The sequence below is a fragment of the Exiguobacterium oxidotolerans JCM 12280 genome, from assembly GCF_000702625.1.
In the GTDB taxonomy this organism is placed as follows: domain Bacteria; phylum Bacillota; class Bacilli; order Exiguobacteriales; family Exiguobacteriaceae; genus Exiguobacterium_A; species Exiguobacterium_A oxidotolerans.
In genome coordinates this window covers 2,954,558-2,970,901 of sequence record NZ_JNIS01000001.1, presented here as the reverse complement: position 1 = coordinate 2,970,901, position 16,344 = coordinate 2,954,558, and the positions used below count along the sequence as shown (strand labels likewise).

The 16,344-nt window shown below is 48.3% G+C and carries 15 protein-coding genes; 4 read left to right on the top strand and 11 right to left on the bottom strand.

Features of this window, described 5'->3' with window-relative positions:
• Positions 1-315: 315 nt before the first annotated feature.
• From nikA to P403_RS0115195, 3 genes are all read right to left on the bottom strand, one after another.
• Entirely contained in the window at positions 316-1,929 is a 1,614-nt protein-coding gene (gene nikA / locus P403_RS0115205) for a nickel ABC transporter substrate-binding protein (RefSeq protein WP_029333544.1), read from the bottom strand.
• Between the two features lie 429 nt (positions 1,930-2,358).
• Complete coding sequence (locus P403_RS0115200) at positions 2,359-2,718, bottom strand: DUF2178 domain-containing protein (RefSeq protein ID WP_029333543.1); 360 nt, start codon at positions 2,716-2,718, stop codon at positions 2,359-2,361.
• Positions 2,719-2,782: 64 nt separating this feature from the next.
• The gene (locus P403_RS0115195) at positions 2,783-3,460 is read right to left on the bottom strand and encodes a VOC family protein (protein ID WP_029333542.1); all 678 of its coding nucleotides are present in this window, start codon (positions 3,458-3,460) and stop codon (positions 2,783-2,785) included.
• Positions 3,461-3,573: 113 nt separating this feature from the next.
• Between P403_RS0115195 and P403_RS0115190 the strand changes: the two genes are divergently transcribed.
• Positions 3,574-4,440 carry an alpha/beta fold hydrolase gene (locus P403_RS0115190; RefSeq protein WP_029333541.1) on the top strand — a complete coding sequence of 289 codons (867 nt, stop codon included), beginning with the start codon at positions 3,574-3,576 and terminating at the stop codon, positions 4,438-4,440.
• Positions 4,441-4,536: 96 nt separating this feature from the next.
• Here the strand turns inward: P403_RS0115190 and P403_RS0115185 are convergent, their stop codons facing one another.
• Entirely contained in the window at positions 4,537-5,586 is a 1,050-nt protein-coding gene (locus tag P403_RS0115185) for a DUF871 domain-containing protein (RefSeq protein ID WP_029333540.1), read from the bottom strand.
• Positions 5,587-5,720: 134 nt separating this feature from the next.
• On the opposite strand from P403_RS0115185, the gene P403_RS0115180 reads away from it, so the two are divergent.
• Complete coding sequence (locus tag P403_RS0115180) at positions 5,721-6,209, top strand: DUF4825 domain-containing protein (RefSeq protein WP_029333539.1); 489 nt, start codon at positions 5,721-5,723, stop codon at positions 6,207-6,209.
• An 89-nt stretch (positions 6,210-6,298) separates the two neighbouring features.
• Here P403_RS0115180 and P403_RS0115175 read toward each other — a convergent pair whose 3' ends face one another.
• From P403_RS0115175 to P403_RS0115160, 4 genes are all read right to left on the bottom strand, one after another.
• Positions 6,299-7,672, bottom strand: coding sequence for a PTS transporter subunit EIIC (locus tag P403_RS0115175; RefSeq protein WP_029333538.1), 1,374 nt, complete (start codon positions 7,670-7,672; stop codon positions 6,299-6,301).
• Between the two features lie 12 nt (positions 7,673-7,684).
• The gene (gene murQ, locus P403_RS0115170) at positions 7,685-8,569 is read right to left on the bottom strand and encodes an N-acetylmuramic acid 6-phosphate etherase (protein ID WP_029333537.1); all 885 of its coding nucleotides are present in this window, start codon (positions 8,567-8,569) and stop codon (positions 7,685-7,687) included.
• Between the two features lie 142 nt (positions 8,570-8,711).
• A complete protein-coding gene (locus P403_RS0115165; protein WP_029333536.1) occupies positions 8,712-10,649 on the bottom strand; it encodes a glycoside hydrolase family 3 protein in 1,938 nt (645 codons plus the stop codon).
• Positions 10,650-11,154: 505 nt separating this feature from the next.
• Positions 11,155-12,258 (bottom strand): type I restriction endonuclease, encoded by a 1,104-nt coding sequence (locus P403_RS0115160; protein WP_029333535.1) that lies wholly within the window; start codon positions 12,256-12,258, stop codon positions 11,155-11,157.
• Positions 12,259-12,471: 213 nt separating this feature from the next.
• Between P403_RS0115160 and P403_RS0115155 the strand changes: the two genes are divergently transcribed.
• Positions 12,472-12,981: a hypothetical protein gene (locus P403_RS0115155; RefSeq protein ID WP_029333534.1), complete on the top strand. Its 510-nt coding sequence runs from the start codon at positions 12,472-12,474 to the stop codon at positions 12,979-12,981.
• A 56-nt stretch (positions 12,982-13,037) separates the two neighbouring features.
• Here P403_RS0115155 and P403_RS0115150 read toward each other — a convergent pair whose 3' ends face one another.
• The gene (locus P403_RS0115150; protein ID WP_029333533.1) at positions 13,038-13,337 is read right to left on the bottom strand and encodes a hypothetical protein; all 300 of its coding nucleotides are present in this window, start codon (positions 13,335-13,337) and stop codon (positions 13,038-13,040) included.
• Between the two features lie 158 nt (positions 13,338-13,495).
• On the bottom strand, positions 13,496-13,825 hold the full coding sequence (locus P403_RS0115145) for a winged helix-turn-helix transcriptional regulator (protein WP_026829663.1): 330 nt from the start codon (positions 13,823-13,825) through the stop codon (positions 13,496-13,498).
• 336 nt (positions 13,826-14,161) lie between these two features.
• On the opposite strand from P403_RS0115145, the gene P403_RS0115140 reads away from it, so the two are divergent.
• A complete protein-coding gene (locus P403_RS0115140; protein ID WP_029333532.1) occupies positions 14,162-15,364 on the top strand; it encodes an MFS transporter in 1,203 nt (400 codons plus the stop codon).
• 77 nt (positions 15,365-15,441) lie between these two features.
• Here P403_RS0115140 and P403_RS0115135 read toward each other — a convergent pair whose 3' ends face one another.
• Entirely contained in the window at positions 15,442-16,188 is a 747-nt protein-coding gene (locus P403_RS0115135) for a class I SAM-dependent methyltransferase (RefSeq protein ID WP_029333531.1), read from the bottom strand.
• Positions 16,189-16,344 lie beyond the last annotated feature (156 nt).

Sequence of the window (16,344 nt, the reverse complement as noted above, 5' to 3'; positions counted from 1 at the left end):
TTGCGACACGTCAATTGTTCGACAATGCTGGTTTAAAAACAATGAAAAACAGGAAAAAATTAACTGTCGCGTTCTTTGAAAACTGAAGATATGGGGTTGTGACAGGAAGTTCGTCTGTCACGTAAAATCTTCAACGTTCACCTTACGGATGACCGAAGTAGCGAAAACCAAGCAGAGTAGGCATCCGCGCAAAAGAAACGGACAAGATAGACTTACAACCGTCGGGACGACGGGGTTAGCCTGATCAATTTTCGACCGATCGGTCGGATAACTCAGGAATCCTCCACCTCTTAGCGAAGCGCAGGTGGGGGTAGTTCAATTGATGCCGATTTGAGCGAACGGGCTTTCATCCCGGTTTGCGGCAAATTTAAAGTTCGTGACCCCGTTTTGATAAATCGCCATCTTTTTCAAATACGAGATCGGAACGAGTGCTCCCTGATCCTGGAGCGACGGCAGAATTTCGGCATACATCTTCTGACGTTTCGTTTCATCCGTCGTTTTAAGGACATCTTTCATTTCCTGTAACAGTTGATCCTTGTTCGGATAAGCAGCAATCGCTTCTTTGAACCCGAATCCGTCCGTACCGATGATGTTGACGAACGTGTGCGGATCGTACGGTGCCCCGAAGTTACTGTACATGTTGATATCGAATTTATTGTCTTTGAAGCGCTGGACTTGGTCCGGTAGCTCGACACCGACGATTTTTAAATCGACGCCGATTGTCGCCCACTCTGACTGTAATGTCTCCGCCATCGCTTTTTGGACAAGTTCTGCTGCATCATACATCATTTCCATCTGTAACGGTTGTCCGTCTTTTTCGCGGACTTTTTTGCCGTCCGGCAGTTTCCAGCCGGCTTCGTCGAGCAAGGCGTTGGCTTTATCGACATCAAAGTCCCGTTTCTCGACGTTCAGGTTCGACGTGTACGGCAAGTTCGGCGGCAGGATGAAATCAGCCGGGGCTTCGAGACCGGACGTGATTCCTTTGACGAGCGTCTTTTTATCAAAGCCGTATTGCAACGCTTGACGGACGCGTTCGTCCGCAAGCTGTTTTTTCTTTGTGTTCATGATCAACAGACGCGTCGCAACCGGTTCCGACATCGTCGTCTTGTAGGACTTCGTCTCTTTCAGTTGATTAAAGGCGTCGACGCTGATTGCCCCTTCGCCGTAAATCAAATCGATGTCGCCTTTTTCAAAGGCGAGTACGCGGCTTTCGGCATCTGGAATGATGTCGACCTTGATTTTTTTGACGTCCGGCAATTTTCCCCAGTAGTTTTTATTGACTTTAAACGTCGCATATTGATCCGCTTTATACTCGTCGAGCACCCATGGACCGGTCCCGACTTCTTGTTCGACACCTTTAGACGTGTCGCCGTTTTTCGGGAAACCGGCTTCTCCTAGGAAGCGGACCGGACGGACGACCGCCAGTTCCTGAATCGTCGGGTAGTAGGCTTCCGATAACGTCATCCGGAACGTCTGCTTGTCAATCACTTCCGTCTTATCGATTTTTGAGATGAAGCCGAGCCAACTATGTAAGGCTTTATTTTTGAGGACGGCGTCAAAGTTCTTTTTAACGATTGTTGCGTCAAACACCGAACCGTCAGAGAACTTGACATCGTCGCGCAGTTTGAAGGTATAGGTTTTTCCGTCTTTTGAGATGTCCCATGACTTGGCGAGGAATGGCTCCAGCTTTCCACCTTCCGCATAATGGACGAGCGGTTCATAGACCATCGACTGGGCGAACAGTTGTGACGGGTTGTAGACGTGCGGATTCATCTCGCCGATGTCGCGCGGCCAGGCAAGCGTCAGCGTGTCGTTGTCTTTTTTATTGTCAGCACCTTCGTTCGGATTCGAACAACCGAACAACAGGGTCGTAATTGACAGGATGGAAACAGCTTGGATAATGGATTTCTTGCGGCGTGAAACGTTCATAGTAAACAGGGCCCCTTACTTGTAATGATAATCATTTTCAATTGTAAGATCGAGTACTAAGAATTGTCAATGGATAATCGGTGAAAGGGTTGACTTTTACTGTCATTTTTAAGCCAATCCGCTTCTATGTCGCCATTAAAAAACACTCACCAAATTGATGAGTGCTGAACTATTCTGATTCGTTTTATCAAAATCAGGCGAGAATACTCCCACCTCTAAGCGTCTCAGGGCGAAGGCCAGCGCAGGTGGGAGATGAATCGCCTTCGGGCAAGACGTGTCTTGAGACACGTCAATTGCACGACATTCTTGGTCTAAAAACACTCAAAATCAGGAATAAAATCAATGTCATGTTCTTTGAAAATTAAGCGACTCAAGCTTCTTGTTTCTCACTCTTTTTGAAGGAAAAGATAGAAAGCGCCCGCTGTTCTCCTACATAACACGTTTATAGAAGAATAGCATTGCCGGGTAGGTGAGCAATTGTAAGCTAATCATGATCAATAACGCCGTCATGACATGTTGAATGAGATTAAAGTGAACGAGCGCTAAGAGAGCGAACGCATACAGAATACTTAAAGCATAAGTTGTACTGCCACTTTTCGACTGGACGGACCGTTGCTTCTCATCAACCGGATCGTTCGGCGGAAAAACCAAATCAACCGTTAACTGGGTGATGCCCGCTAAAATTAAAGCGATACTGAGCGTGTCCGGTCTTTCAAATACAGCTAAGTATCCTCCATACAACAGAAAAGCAGCAGCTAGAAAACGCCTGAACACATGGACTCTTTTCATGATTCACTCTCCTCTTTTAGACGTCATTAACACATTTTCAATCGCGTAGACACCGTTCTACCTCTTATTTACGATGCAGCACACCCTCCCGATCAAGTCGGACATGCATCTGATTATCGGTCTCTAACTCGAGCGGACTCGTCAGCGCTATTTTGGGTGAAAATAACCACGGCCGTCCGGCACGTCCGAGCAACAGATGGGTCCCGTCTTCCGCTTCTCCGAGGAAGTTCAGGAAATCCGGTTTGACCGGCTGACGATCCCGCCGAACGATACCGAGTTCAGCAAATTTTGCCCCGACACCAGCGACGTCAGGCGTCGTCACGTTCATTTCACCGATATCGAGCATATCCTGTACACTAAACGTTGTAAGCGACTTATCCGGATTGACGGCATGGCGGGCAATCAACTCGACGACGTTCTCATCCGGATCGTAAAAGTAGACGGAGTGGGCATCGATGTTTTCAAAATAAATTTCGTCTTCCCCGTTCTCGATCAATAATGGGACGCGTTGCTGCAACCAGTCCTTCGCCAGCTGAAACGCATCCCCCGGAATATTGAACGCAAAGTGATATTGTTTCGCTTGCTGCGTCGTGTCCAGTTCAAACCGAAGCTGACTCGTCCCGATTTGCACCGTAAAGGATGCCTCCGTCTTCTCGACGAGTTTGACACCAAGTGTCTTCGTATAAAAGTCCTGCATCGGTTTTACCTGATCCGTCCAAAGTTTTGCCACTGTAATTTTCATTCCGCATTCCCTCCATAGTGTTTCCATTCAATTTCTTAGCTTCAGTATACAATAAATGATGTATAATAATGGTTAAAAAGTAAGAACTCACCTACCGAAACGGAGGAAATCAAATGAAACGGTATAACATTGAATGCGCAGGTACCTCTACACAAGTCACCGAATGGGGCGAATCGGGTCGTCCGGTCATTTTTTGCCTGCATGGTCTCGGCGGAACGAGTCTCAGCTTCATCGAACTGGCGGATGCCTTAAAACATGACTACCGGATTGTTTCGATTGATGCCCCGGGTCACGGGAAAACGGCACCGTTCACGGACGAACGCGATTATCAGTTCGCTCGCTTTTCCAACTGGTTGAACCAACTGTTTGAACTTCTACATATCCAAGACTTCTATTTTCTTTCGCACTCTTGGGGCAGTTTCATCGCGCTCTTTTATCAGAAGGAACAGCCGGAGCGGGTCCGCGGCTCGATTTTGATTGACGGTGGGTATCAAAGCAAACGGTTGCGTGGCACACCACTCGAGGAGGAAGCGGCCTTTTACGAGACGGACTTTGAAGAATCGGTTGCGACACTTGAAGAGTTTTTAGATGTCGCCGTCTATGGACCAAAGATGCGCCGGTCGCCGTTACTCGACTTGGCCGGACAAGATTTTGTCCGGATGCAGGACGGACGGTATTACTGGCATGCCCGTGCAAAAACGGCACGCGCGATTCTGACCGAAATGTACCAGGACGAAATTCTCGACTTCCTCGACGACGTTCCGGGAGACAACCTTGTGTTGCTGCGGGCGACGTTACCCGTCTCGGATGAACCGTTCCGCCAAGAAGCAATTGCCATTTGGCAGGAAAAAACCGGTGGGACAGTAATAGCTGCTCCGTCAACTTCCCACATCTTACACTGGGATGATCCGGAAATCGTTCTTGAAACAATTCGGGAAAACTGGTTAAAGAATGATGTTTCCGTCCCTTTCACGAGATAGGATGACACGTACACAACAAGAGACGCCCTATCCCTTGCGCATTTATGCAAGGAAAAGGCGTCTCTTCCAATGTGACCGCTTATTATGCCTCGGCGGTCAGCACCAGTCAATTCGAAACCGTCCCCCGGGTCCAATCTGTTGCAGCAACGGCCGGTCGGCTTCAATCACGCGACCGATGACATTGACCCGTTCGTCAGCCGCAAGATCCCGTTTCGTCAGCTGTAACTCACCGGCGTACCGACCGTAACGCAAATTATCGATCGTGATCGATCCGACAGGCCGGTCTGATAAGGTCGCAGGTTCAAGCCATCCATTGCCCGGACGGACGGAACTACGCGACTCGACCGACCGGATGACATCCCGTGCCGGATCCAACCGATTCGTCTGTACGTGCGTCAACAACGTGTCATCGCTTTGCCCTGTCGCCCGGAGGACAAGGATTCCCTCCTGGTACGCCGCGAACTGTCGCATCGTGCTTTCCGACAAACCGGGGTCCCCGATCAGAATCCGGTCAACGGAATCTTCCAGCTCGAGGTAACAGGCGAACGGTGATTGTCCGCGATGGTCTTCGAGTGTCGGTAATGTTTCATGGAGCGGACCACGCAGTTGTCCGTCCCCCGGAATGAAGGCTTGGACACGAATCCCCTGTTCACGGAGCCAGCGGTTTTTCGCATTAAACCAGTCCTGGTCGAGTCCTGTTTCCGGTCGCGGATAAAAATTATGCCACGCTTCGACCTGTTCGAGGACAAGGCCCTCCGCTTTCATCAGATCGAGTTCTTCCGCGGTCACGGTACTGGCGTTTAAGGCGACCATCAGTTGTTTGGACAAATCCGCGATTTGTTTGGGTGTGACACCGTAATCAACGCGTAATCCGGTCACACCCCATTCGATTAAGGTAGCAGCATCGTCCCACGTCTTGCCGAGTGCGGCAAGTGAACTTGGTGCAATATCCGCGACGAGTTCCATCTTGAGCTGTTGCGCCAGTCGCCCAAGTTCCTGCAAACGACTCGTGTACAAGGAGGAATCGTCTTCCGGAATATGTAACGACGTAAAGATCGAGGTAAAACCGAGACCGCGCATCCGGGTTAATCTGTTCGTACTTTCATCTGTCAGTGGTTCACTTAAATAAACAGCGAGTCCTTTCATCTGCTTCCCTCTTCCTGATTGACTGGATGTATGAACGCTATGAATTGTTACGAAAGTTCCAATATAAGAATTTTTTAGGAGATTTTTCATGAATTATGATACCATGAGTGTGAGATCCAAAAAGGAGAGATTGTATGAAACGAATGTTAATTCCGTTTATGGCGGTTGCCTGTCTGGTACTGATTTGGACCGGTTACAGCCAACATGCCGATTCGAAGACAGATGTGTTCCGTTATAAGCACTCCTATGTCGGCGATAACAGTGCCGTCGGGAACATCGTCAAGCAATTGGCACACCATCAAGAGTTACATCAAATTGAACTTGAAACAAAACAAACACCCTATGGGATTCATTTGACTTATCAGGAAATCGACGCTGAAGCCGTCGAACAAGAGATCAAAGAAACGGTTCTGTACAACGCAACGTATCTGTTTGCCCTCGTCGACAATGTCGACCATATCACGTTTACCTTCCCGGACAATGCATATACGGTAACTCGGGCAACACTTGACGGGTGGTACAACACGCAACTCAGCACAGTCGAACAGGAACAAGACTTGAAAAAGCTGATCCAGGATCACCTGAAGTCCGACAAATCAGTGAATCAGTTTTTCGTTCATTGATTCTGAAAGGGTCGTGCGTCAAAAAAATGGAACATCACCTCAAACGTGATGTTCCATTTTTTTGTTCTCTCTGAAATCGACAGTCCCCGTTAAATCCCATCTGCCATTTCTTCTTTAAACCCAAACCAATACGTAAAGAAGAATCCAGCGACGTATGAGATGACGAGACCGGCAATATACGTCAAGTACATCCCGTTATCAATCAACGGTGTCAACGATAGACCGGATACACCGATTCCAAGCGCCGTCGTCTTCATCGTCGCCTGGAACGCGCCACCGACGGCCGCTCCCATACACGCCGTCAAGAATGGACGACCGAGTGGTAACGTGACCCCGTACAGTAACGGTTCACCGATCCCGAGAAAACCGACCGGAATCGCCCCTTTGATGATGTTACGTAAACGCTGATTGCGCGTCTTGACGAAAATCGCCAGTGCCGCCCCGACTTGACCCGCACCTGCCATTGCAAGAATCGGTAGAAGTGGCGTATCACCAATCGTATTCAACAATTCCAGATGAATCGGCGTCAAGCCGTGATGGAGACCGACCATGACGAGCGGTAAAAAGAATCCGGCCAGCACGGCACCGGCGAGCGGTCCACCGACCTCAAGCACCGCGTTGATCCCGAACATGATGCCGTCGGACAAGATACCGGCGACCGGCATGATGGCATAAAGTGCCGTAAAGCCGACAATCAAGACGGTCAAGAGCGGTGTAAAGATGATATCGATCGAGACCGGCATGAAGCGCCGGATATGTTTTTCAAGGTAGGTCATCAACCAGGCAGCAAAGATGACACCAAACAGGCCGCCCCGACCGACAACAAGCGGTTCCCCGTAAATAACGATATCGACGAGTAACGGATTAAATAAAATCCCCCCGGCAATCGCTCCGAGGACAGGTGTGCCCCCAAACTCCTTCGCCGTATTCCAGCCGACGAGGATCGCTAAGTAGGCAAAGACGGTACTTCCGAGTAACAACAGAATCTGCATCCAGGTCACTGTTGCATCAACCCCGGCATTCTTCGCGAAGTTCGCCCCCCCGTTGATGATTCCGGACGCGACCAGTCCCGGGATGAGCGGGATGAAGATGTTTCCGATTCGTCGTAAGAAACGTTTGAACGGTGACTTTTGTTTGTCCTTTACTTTTTGCCGTTCGATGGCAGCCCGCTCTTCAAGCGTCAAGTTCTCATCAACCGATTCCTCACCGATCGCCAGTCCCGTCGTGCGGCTGAGATGGTCGGCAACCCGGTTGACCGTCCCCGGTCCGACGACGAGTTGCAACGTCTCGTCATCGATGACACCCATGACACCGTCAATTTGTTTGAGTGCCTCGATGTCTGCTTTCGTCGGGTCTTTTAGGCTCAAGCGGACCCGTGTCATACAGTGGGCGAGTTGCCGAATGTTATCCGTTCCCCCGACATGTTCAAGAATCGCGGATGCCAGCATTTCTTCCTTCTTCATGTTTATCCCCCCTTAAAGTGCATCACGGACGAATCCGTTTGCGCGGTGCAAGCGTTCGACTGCTTCATCATACGATATGTCGGCTAAAATCATCACAATCGCCGTCTTGACGTGACCATTCGCCGAAGTGAAAGTACGCGCGGCTGTCTCAAAATCAACCCCTGTCGCTTCGACGATCATCCGTTTTGCCCGGACTTCTAACTTTTCATTCGTCGATTGGACATCGACCATCAAGTTTTGATAGACCTTTCCGACGCCGATCATCGCCGCCGTCGAAATCATGTTCAAGACGAGTTTTTGTGCTGTTCCGGCTTTGAGTCGAGTTGAACCGGTCAAGACTTCCGGTCCGGTTTCGACTTCAATCCGGAATTCCGCGTGTTCACTGATGACCGCCTGCTTGTTGCAGGACAGGGCAGCCGTCGTCGCACCGATTTTGCGTGCATAATCCAGACCACCGATGACATACGGGGTCCGCCCACTCGCCGCGATGCCGATGACGGTGTCGTTTGCGTTTACTTTAAGTGCCTGTAAATCTTCGACGGCAAGCGTTTTACTGTCTTCTGCCCCTTCGACGGCTTTAATCAGTGCCCGCTCACCTCCGGCAATCAGTCCAACGACCATGTCCGGTGAGACCCCGAACGTCGGTACACATTCCGCCGCATCGAGGACACCGAGGCGCCCGCTCGTTCCGGCTCCGATGTAAATCAGGCGTCCACCTACTTGAAACGCTTGAATGACGCGCTCGACGACTTGTTTGATGACCGGGATTTCTTGTCGAATGACAGTAGCGACCGTTTGATCCTCCGCGTTCATGACAGTCAACATGTCTTCGACCGCCATGTCGTCCAGGTGCATCGTTCGTTCGTTTCGTCGTTCTGTTGCTAATTTATCTAACATCGTCAACACCCTCTCTACTCACTATGTAACCTTTTGAAAAACTTTAGTTTACTCCTTTTAAAAAACTATTGAAATTTTATTGCAAAAGAGTCAATAGGGAAAGCCCAATCTGATTGATTGAGCTCACCTATTCCCTTCACACTTACCGGTTCCAATTCCGGAACCCGTCTCCAAACTCGAGATGAAGCGCCTCTTTAAAGAGGCCGTCCTCAAATTTCGGGACATCGACCGGTAGTTTTCCCTGTGGTTTCACTTCACCAAAGATGGCACGGATTCCTGCCGGTAAATTCGGTCCGGCCGATTTCGTGTTCCCGGCTTCCGAGTCCGGACCATTCGGATCGCCCTTAAAACCGTACACAAGCAGTTGCGCTTTCGCGTCCGGTTGCACGGCGACATCATACGGATTTCGGAGACTGAGCAGGACAGACGGTGTTTTTGTGCGTTTCGCCTGATGGAAGACTTCCGCCGGTACATAATGATCCGCCGACGTCGCTTTCAGCTTGTCACTGTTGTTGACGTTTGAGCCGACGATGATGTAGTCCGCCGCATCCAGCTTTTCTTGCAAGACCTGGTTTTGCTCCAGGTGCGGTGTCGACGCTGTATAATTTTCCGTCAAGATGTTGACGCGTTTCAGGTTACCGGCGTTTTTTTCAAGCGATCGGATCGTCTTGACCATACTGTCCGTCTGATCTTTTGTCGGTGACAGGACAAGGATCGTCTCGCCTTTCTTCGGTTTGAACGGCAGTTTTTTCTTATCATTTTTGACGAGCGTGACTGCTGCCTCCGTCATTTCTCGTTCAAGTGCTTTATGTTCCGGACTACCGACGATTGTATTCGCTTGCGCCAGTTTTTCATCGAGCGTGACTGGTTTGTCCGTTTCCTTCCAGATGCCGCGTGTCGCTTTGAGCGTCAGAATCCGCTCGACGGAACGATTGATGTCCGCTTCAGACAGGTCACCGTTTTCGACTGCTGCAAGTACGTCGTCAAAAATCGATTCCAGTTTCGTTACATCGTTCGCAGATCTTAAAATCGTCGGCATCAAGGCGATATCGACGCCTGCTTTAAACGTCTTGATGACGGCTTCCGATTCCGTAAAGTTGTCGGCAATCGCCTGCATGTTCAAGGCATCGGTGACGACAAGTCCCTCATAGCCGAGCTCTTCCCGTAAGACACCGGTGATGACGTCATCCGACAACGTCGCCGGCAGCGGGAACGTTCCTTGTTTTGACTCGACGACTTCATCCTCAATTTGCGGCATCCCGATATGTGCCGTCATGATCATGTCGATGCCTTCCGCAATCGCCCGTTTAAACGGAATCAGTTCCAGCTGGTTCAGTTCAGCCAGTGATTTGTCGACGACCGGTAAGCCGTAATGCGAGTCGACTGCCGTATCTCCGTGTCCCGGGAAGTGTTTCGCCGTCGCAGCGACTCCTTGCTTCTGAATGCCTTGCGTCATCGCCGAACCCAGTTCCCCAACCAGCTGCGGGTCACTTGAAAACGAGCGGACACCGATGACAGGATTGCCCGGATTGTTGTTGACGTCTAGGACCGGACCAAAGTTGACGTTGATGCCGAGTGCATGCAGTTCGGACCCGATGATGCCGCCTGCCGCTTCCGCGTAGGATGCACTGCGGGTCGCCCCGAGCGCCATATTCCCCGGTAAATTCGTCCCCGTCCCGAGGCGTGTGACGATGCCGCCTTCCTGGTCAATCGTCACGAACAGTGGAATGTCGTTACTCGCGTCACTTTTGATGACTTCCTGCAAGTCATGGACCAGTTTCGTCGTCTGTTCCGTCGCACTGACATTTTCCGCAAACAAGATGACGCCGCCTAAATCAAACCGGTCGATGATCCGTCCAACTTCCGGTGCCAGTTGCGTATGGTTGACCCCGTTCCACAGGCGGAAATCCGGCATGATCATTTGACCGACCTTTTGTTCAAGCGTCATCTGATCGAGTTGCGCGTCGACCCGCTCCGTGACGGATGGTGTCTCGGCCGCGACCGGTTGCATCGGAAGTGATGCGGCAAGTAGCGCCGTCGTCAATCCGAGTGTTGCCGTCCAGTTGAGTTTCTGTCCCATGTGCTCAGCTCCCCTTTAATGAAATCATTGGCCGTTATAAGACAATGTAATATAAAACATCGTTTTGACTGTACATCGCTCGTTGATCTGTGATTCGTGCGCAAGTTCCCCGTGTTCACCAACAGTATAGCAAGTCCTCATTTAAGAAACAATGTTTTAATTGAAAGCGTGAACAAATTAAAATAAAATTACTGAAATGAAATAAAAAAAACCTACCTCGCTAAAGGTAGGCAGGTTGTAGAACAATTAAAAATCTGGTGTTCATGTATGTTTCGCCGCTCATTTCATTTTCTTCTCAAATCGCCTCTTAGCGCCAATCTTGTACGCCGCTACGCTACGATGCAGGGCTGGTTTTGGTTACCCTTTCCCTTAAAAGCGATTCATGTCGGAAATCACGTCAATGCCCTCGCTATCAAAAGTAAGAATTGGAACTGACATTCCAACCACTGAAGCAGCAAGTTTCCTAGCCAAAAATTCTGTGAAGACAAGCATATAAATAAGGAAATTAAGTTGAAGCAATGATTTCGTTGACGATATCTGATAAGCGCTCTTTATATTGTTCGATTTCATATACTTCATTAATTTTATGTCGCACATTCGGTTCATCACGGAAAGTTATATATTTATTTGTTAATGAATTAAGGTGCAAACGACAGACCCATTTCCGATTACTATCATCAATCAGAATGTTAAAGTAGCTCGCGTTATCCCGATAAAAAATCCGATTTTTATCGACTGTCGATCCAAGTAACACTTTTACGGTCGCATACCCCTCAATTTCTTCTTGTGTGGTTTCAATCGAAGGCTGTGATGGAATATCTACAACCGATTCATCGATGGTATTTTCTGCTTCTAACTCTGGTGAGGAAGGAACAGAAACCGTCGATGATTCCGAGTCTCCTGAAATCACATGTTTGATTCGTTCATTCATATTCTCATTCATGAACTGCGTAAACGCTTTTGAAACGATAGGTCTAAACTTATCAACCACAGTTTGCGTTTTAATCCCTTGATAGCAGTCTTGAATCAGTAATCTAATAAACTCGTCGCTCGGTAACTGTGATTGTGTTTTTAACTGTTCTTTAATCGCGCTTAAATATTTTAGTTCCTCTGCTGTAGAGAGAATCGTGTTGACGTTAAATTCTTGTTTTTTAAATTTGTACAGCTCTTTGATTTCATTATCTTTAATGGTAGACAGTGTAATTTCAAAGAATGGAACAGTATCCATTACGTTAGGTGTTTCTAAATCCGTGTAGAATCGATAAGTATCGCCATTCGTTAAAATAGCAAACTTAGCTTGCGTCGTTCCATAGTACCTAAACAGTTGCGAATCATGTTTCGTGAGAGGTTCTCGGATTGATTTAGCTTCAATAAGAATAGTCGGCTGTCCCTGATCCATGATTGCATAATCAACCTTTTCACCCTTTTTTATTCCGACGTCAGCAATATACTCAGGAGTAAACTCTGCCGGATTAAATACGTCATAACCCAACGTTTGAAAAAACGGCATAATTAAAGCAGTTTTAGTAGCTTCTTCGGTAGAAATCGAATGTTGAATTTGTTGAATCCTTTGAGAGACCAAACGAATATCCGAAGAAAATTTTCCCAATGTAAAAACCTCCTCATTTCATAGTTCAGTAAAGATGTATTTAAAGTGAACTAATGTTAATTCACATTATATAGGAATTTCCATTTACCACCAAGTAAAAACAGAAATTAACGATATTTAATCAAAAATTATCCGATTCGCTTTATTTAACTTAGTTTGACGTGTAAAAATGATAACTACATAACTCGATTCACGTAAAGGAGTACTAAAGATATGAAAAAATTCAGAGGCAAACGCCGTTACTTCCGAAATCTGCAAAAGAAACAACAACCTAGCGCTCATCCGCTCGATTTCAGTTCCGACAGCTGGTTCGATTTTTGGCACGTCCACCTTGATTTTGACGGGTTCGGAAATGGTCACCTTAAAATGCGAAAAGCACATGTCCAGGCATTGTTTCATCTGATGGATGAGTTAAACGCCGCCCTTCAAACGTGGGGTCAGCCGTACCAGCTCTGGATCGAACTGTCCCGGCTCGATGCAGGATTGGACGCCGTTTTTATCCATACAAACAATCCGAACGACGATAATTTTCCGTTTACCAATCCAACTTTAACGGAACCGACCGAAAGATTGCCGGACTATTTGAAAACCATCGATGGATTGGAGCAATACCAAATTCGATTGTCCGAACGAATCACATATGATGCGTTCGGCGATGAACCGGAAGAAATCACGGATCACATTCTCGTCATCGAACGACGAGGGAGTCGTTACCTTCTTTAACCACGTACATACGGACGGTCCTATGAAAGGAACCGTCCGTCGACAGCGACTGACCTTTAAATTCTTTTGAAAATCATTTTGGAACCGGCAAGGAACACGATCAGCAGTACGCCGCCGAATACGAGATTGAACAGCCAAGGCAACGTTCCCATAAAGACTTCTCTTGCCGCACCGTTGAACCAGTAAGCTAGAGCCGTGAACAACACTACACTCATCAGCAGGATAAACGAAAAGCCTCTGTCCTGCTTCTGCGTTTTCTTGGCAATCCCGTAACCGATGAGAAAAACAACCACTGCCCCGATGGCAAAATAAATGTAAAACCATACATCGACCGGAAACATTAACGAACTATTCAAATCGACCACCTCCTATTAAGGTATGAATTTCCTTAATAAGGAATTCGTTGTTTTAACCCCCTAATTCCTTTCGCATGGTCATACACTCCAATCGGACTAACAAAAACGACCGCCCTGACTCCAGGCGGTCGTTTTGATGTGCAGTATGATAGTTTTCTTTAAGAAGACACGACTTCCTCGCCCGTCAAATCGATATGTCCTTCCCCCCAGGCGCACATCGCGTCTAAGATTGGGCGCAACGACCAACCGTATTCGGATAAGGAATAGATGACTTTCGGCGGAACCTGTTCGTAAACGGTCCGGATGATGACACCGTCCTGTTCGAGTTCCCGTAGTTGTTGCGTCAACATTTTCTGCGTGATGTTCGGCATCAGTTTTTTCAATTCGCTTGTCCGGCGTTCGCCTTTAATGAGATGACACATGATGACGACTTTCCATTTGCCTCCGATGACTTGTAGCGTCGCTTCGACCGGAATGTTGTAGGCCATGCTGATTCTTCCTTTCGATTCTTGAAGTACAGCGGGACAGGTACTTTTTAGTGCCTATCGTACTTGAAAGTGCGTACTTCTCAAGTTGATTTGATGGGTTTATGATAACAATTGTCAACGGAAAGTACAAGCCATCTTCGTCCATTGCTTCAATCGATGAGGGTAGGGTACTTTTTAGTGCCTATGGTACTTGAAAGTACGTACTTCCAATTATAAATCTCTCGCTCTATGATGAGGTCACGCCTAAGTGTTTCTCATTCATCAAAACGAACCGGGCCCGGTCGTTCAGAGCACGCTTACGCTGCTTTACTTCATTTTACTTTAGGAGGAATCATCATGAATCAATTAAATCCGCGTGCCGAACGGGAACAGGTCCCGCAAAACGGCCGCTTCGCCCTGCTCGCACTTGCAATTAGCGCTTTTGGTATCGGTACGACGGAGTTTGTTCCCGTCGGACTGCTCGCAGCGATCGCCGATGACTTAAATATCGGTATTACACTCGCTGGTCTCATCATTTCCGGTTACGCGATCGGTGTCGCCGTCGGTGCGCCGATTTTGACTGCTTTAACAAATCGGATGAACCGCAAGACGTTACTGATGGCATTGATGGTCGTCTTCATCGCCGGTAATCTCGTCTCTGCCGTCGCTCCCAGTTTTGAACTGTTGATCGTCGCCCGTTTCATCACGGCGTTTTCGCACGGCGTCTTCTTCTCAATCGGTGCGACGATTGCCGTCCAGCTTGTACCGGAACATAAGAAAGCCAGTGCGATTGCCTTGATGTTCACAGGATTAACTGTCGCGACCGTTACAGGTGTGCCACTCGGGACGTTCATTGGTCAATCGTTCGGCTGGCGCGCGACATTTTTTGCCGTCGCAGCACTTGGAATCATTTCCATCATCGCCAGCTTCTTCTTGATTCCGAAAGACTTGAAACAATCTCCACCTGCTAAGTTCTCCGACATGTTCAAATTGTTGACGAACGGACGCTTAATGCTCGGTTTCTTGATCACGGCTCTTGGTTACGGCGGAACGTTCGTCGCCTTCACGTATTTAACACCAATCATGCAGGACGTAACGAAAATCAGCCCAAGCTTGATCAGTATCATTCTGCTCGTCTACGGGATTGCCGTTGCAATCGGCAACGCCGTCGGCGGAAAGCTTGCGAATGGTAATCCAATCAAAGCATTGTTCTATATGTTCATCGTCCATGCGATCGTCATGATCGCGATGTCCTTCATGATTCCGTTTAAAGTCGCCGGCATCATCGGCATTATTCTAATGGGGCTGCTCGCCTTCATGAACGTCCCGGGACTCCAGCTCTATATCGTCCAGTTGGCAGAAAAATATGTCCCGGCAGCGGTCGATGTCGCTTCAGCCCTAAACATCGCCGCTTTTAATATCGGAATTGCACTCGGTGCAACGATCGGCGGATTCGTCGCCGATACGATCGGACTCGTCCACACACCGTGGGTCGGCGGCATCATGGTCATTCTGGCCGTCATCTTGACTGCCGTTTCACGTCGTCTTGAACGCCTGTAAAAATGAATTTTCATATTTGCAAATGACAAAAACCGATAATCGTCAAACAAACCCAGCATCCATCAGGACGCTGGGTTTTATCTTGTCGCGACGAGCGTGAATTCCCACGGGATGTTTTCGCCGTTCCAGCCCCGGTGCTCGTCCAGTTGTGCGAGGGTGAAGCCGCTCCGGATGACCGTGTTCACAATCTCACTCATCGTATAGTGCCGCAGCATCACCTTCGGAAACTCCGTTTGTTCAGCCGGATCAAAATGCGATTGGTACGCAATTTCCGCTTCATATATCTCCTGACCGAAATAACGCGGGATGTACTGTGACTCCCCATCAATACAACGTTTGATCGGGTGATAGTCGCTTAAAATCAGCTTCCCGCCCGGCTTGAGCAAGGCAAACAAAATCGACGCGAACGCCTCCAGGTCATGAAAGTAATGTAATATCCCGCCTTCAAGATACAGGATATCGAACTGATGCTGATAGGTTTGCAAGTCGATGTCATGAATATCACCAACGATGTATTCAATTTCCGTCCCGGCACAGGCCGCAAGCTCAAGCGCATAACGGCGGTTTTCTTCCGAGATGTCGAAGACCGTGACGTCAGCACCGAGTAACGCCAGTGGAACCGCTTTGCGACCGTTCGAACCACACAGGTTAGCAATCCGTTTGCCGGTCACTTCTTGAAAATAGTCCTGATGTTTTTTAAGACTTGCTTTCGGGTTAATCAAAATCTCGTTTGCTTTATCCAGCGGCGCCCCGTCACGTTGTCGCCAAAATTCATAAGCCCGGTACTCCCAGGCGGTTTTGTTGATGGCACTTGTTTTTTCCATTCCATTCCCCCCTTTTGACGTTCCTTTTGATTTTAAGGCGAAAAAGTGTCTGACTGATTTTTTAAACAAAAGCAGCACACTCCTCTCTTTACTTTAAGTTCATTTGAACCTATAATTGAAATATGAACAGAACACCACTTAAAAGGAGGAAGCGCT

Bases quoted from the DNA above. Each gene is read 5' to 3' on its own strand.
- nikA (WP_029333544.1), bottom strand. From the start codon at position 1,929: ATGAACGTTTCACGCCGCAAGAAATCCATTATCCAAGCTGTTTCCATC.
- P403_RS0115200 (WP_029333543.1), bottom strand. From the start codon at position 2,718: ATGAAAAGAGTCCATGTGTTCAGGCGTTTTCTAGCTGCTGCTTTTCTG.
- P403_RS0115195 (WP_029333542.1), bottom strand. From the start codon at position 3,460: ATGAAAATTACAGTGGCAAAACTTTGGACGGATCAGGTAAAACCGATG.
- P403_RS0115190 (WP_029333541.1), top strand. From the start codon at position 3,574: ATGAAACGGTATAACATTGAATGCGCAGGTACCTCTACACAAGTCACC.
- P403_RS0115185 (WP_029333540.1), bottom strand. From the start codon at position 5,586: ATGAAAGGACTCGCTGTTTATTTAAGTGAACCACTGACAGATGAAAGT.
- P403_RS0115180 (WP_029333539.1), top strand. From the start codon at position 5,721: ATGAAACGAATGTTAATTCCGTTTATGGCGGTTGCCTGTCTGGTACTG.
- P403_RS0115175 (WP_029333538.1), bottom strand. From the start codon at position 7,672: ATGAAGAAGGAAGAAATGCTGGCATCCGCGATTCTTGAACATGTCGGG.
- murQ (WP_029333537.1), bottom strand. From the start codon at position 8,569: ATGTTAGATAAATTAGCAACAGAACGACGAAACGAACGAACGATGCAC.
- P403_RS0115165 (WP_029333536.1), bottom strand. From the start codon at position 10,649: ATGGGACAGAAACTCAACTGGACGGCAACACTCGGATTGACGACGGCG.
- P403_RS0115155 (WP_029333534.1), top strand. From the start codon at position 12,472: ATGAAAAAATTCAGAGGCAAACGCCGTTACTTCCGAAATCTGCAAAAG.
- P403_RS0115145 (WP_026829663.1), bottom strand. From the start codon at position 13,825: ATGGCCTACAACATTCCGGTCGAAGCGACGCTACAAGTCATCGGAGGC.
- P403_RS0115140 (WP_029333532.1), top strand. From the start codon at position 14,162: ATGAATCAATTAAATCCGCGTGCCGAACGGGAACAGGTCCCGCAAAAC.
- P403_RS0115135 (WP_029333531.1), bottom strand. From the start codon at position 16,188: ATGGAAAAAACAAGTGCCATCAACAAAACCGCCTGGGAGTACCGGGCT.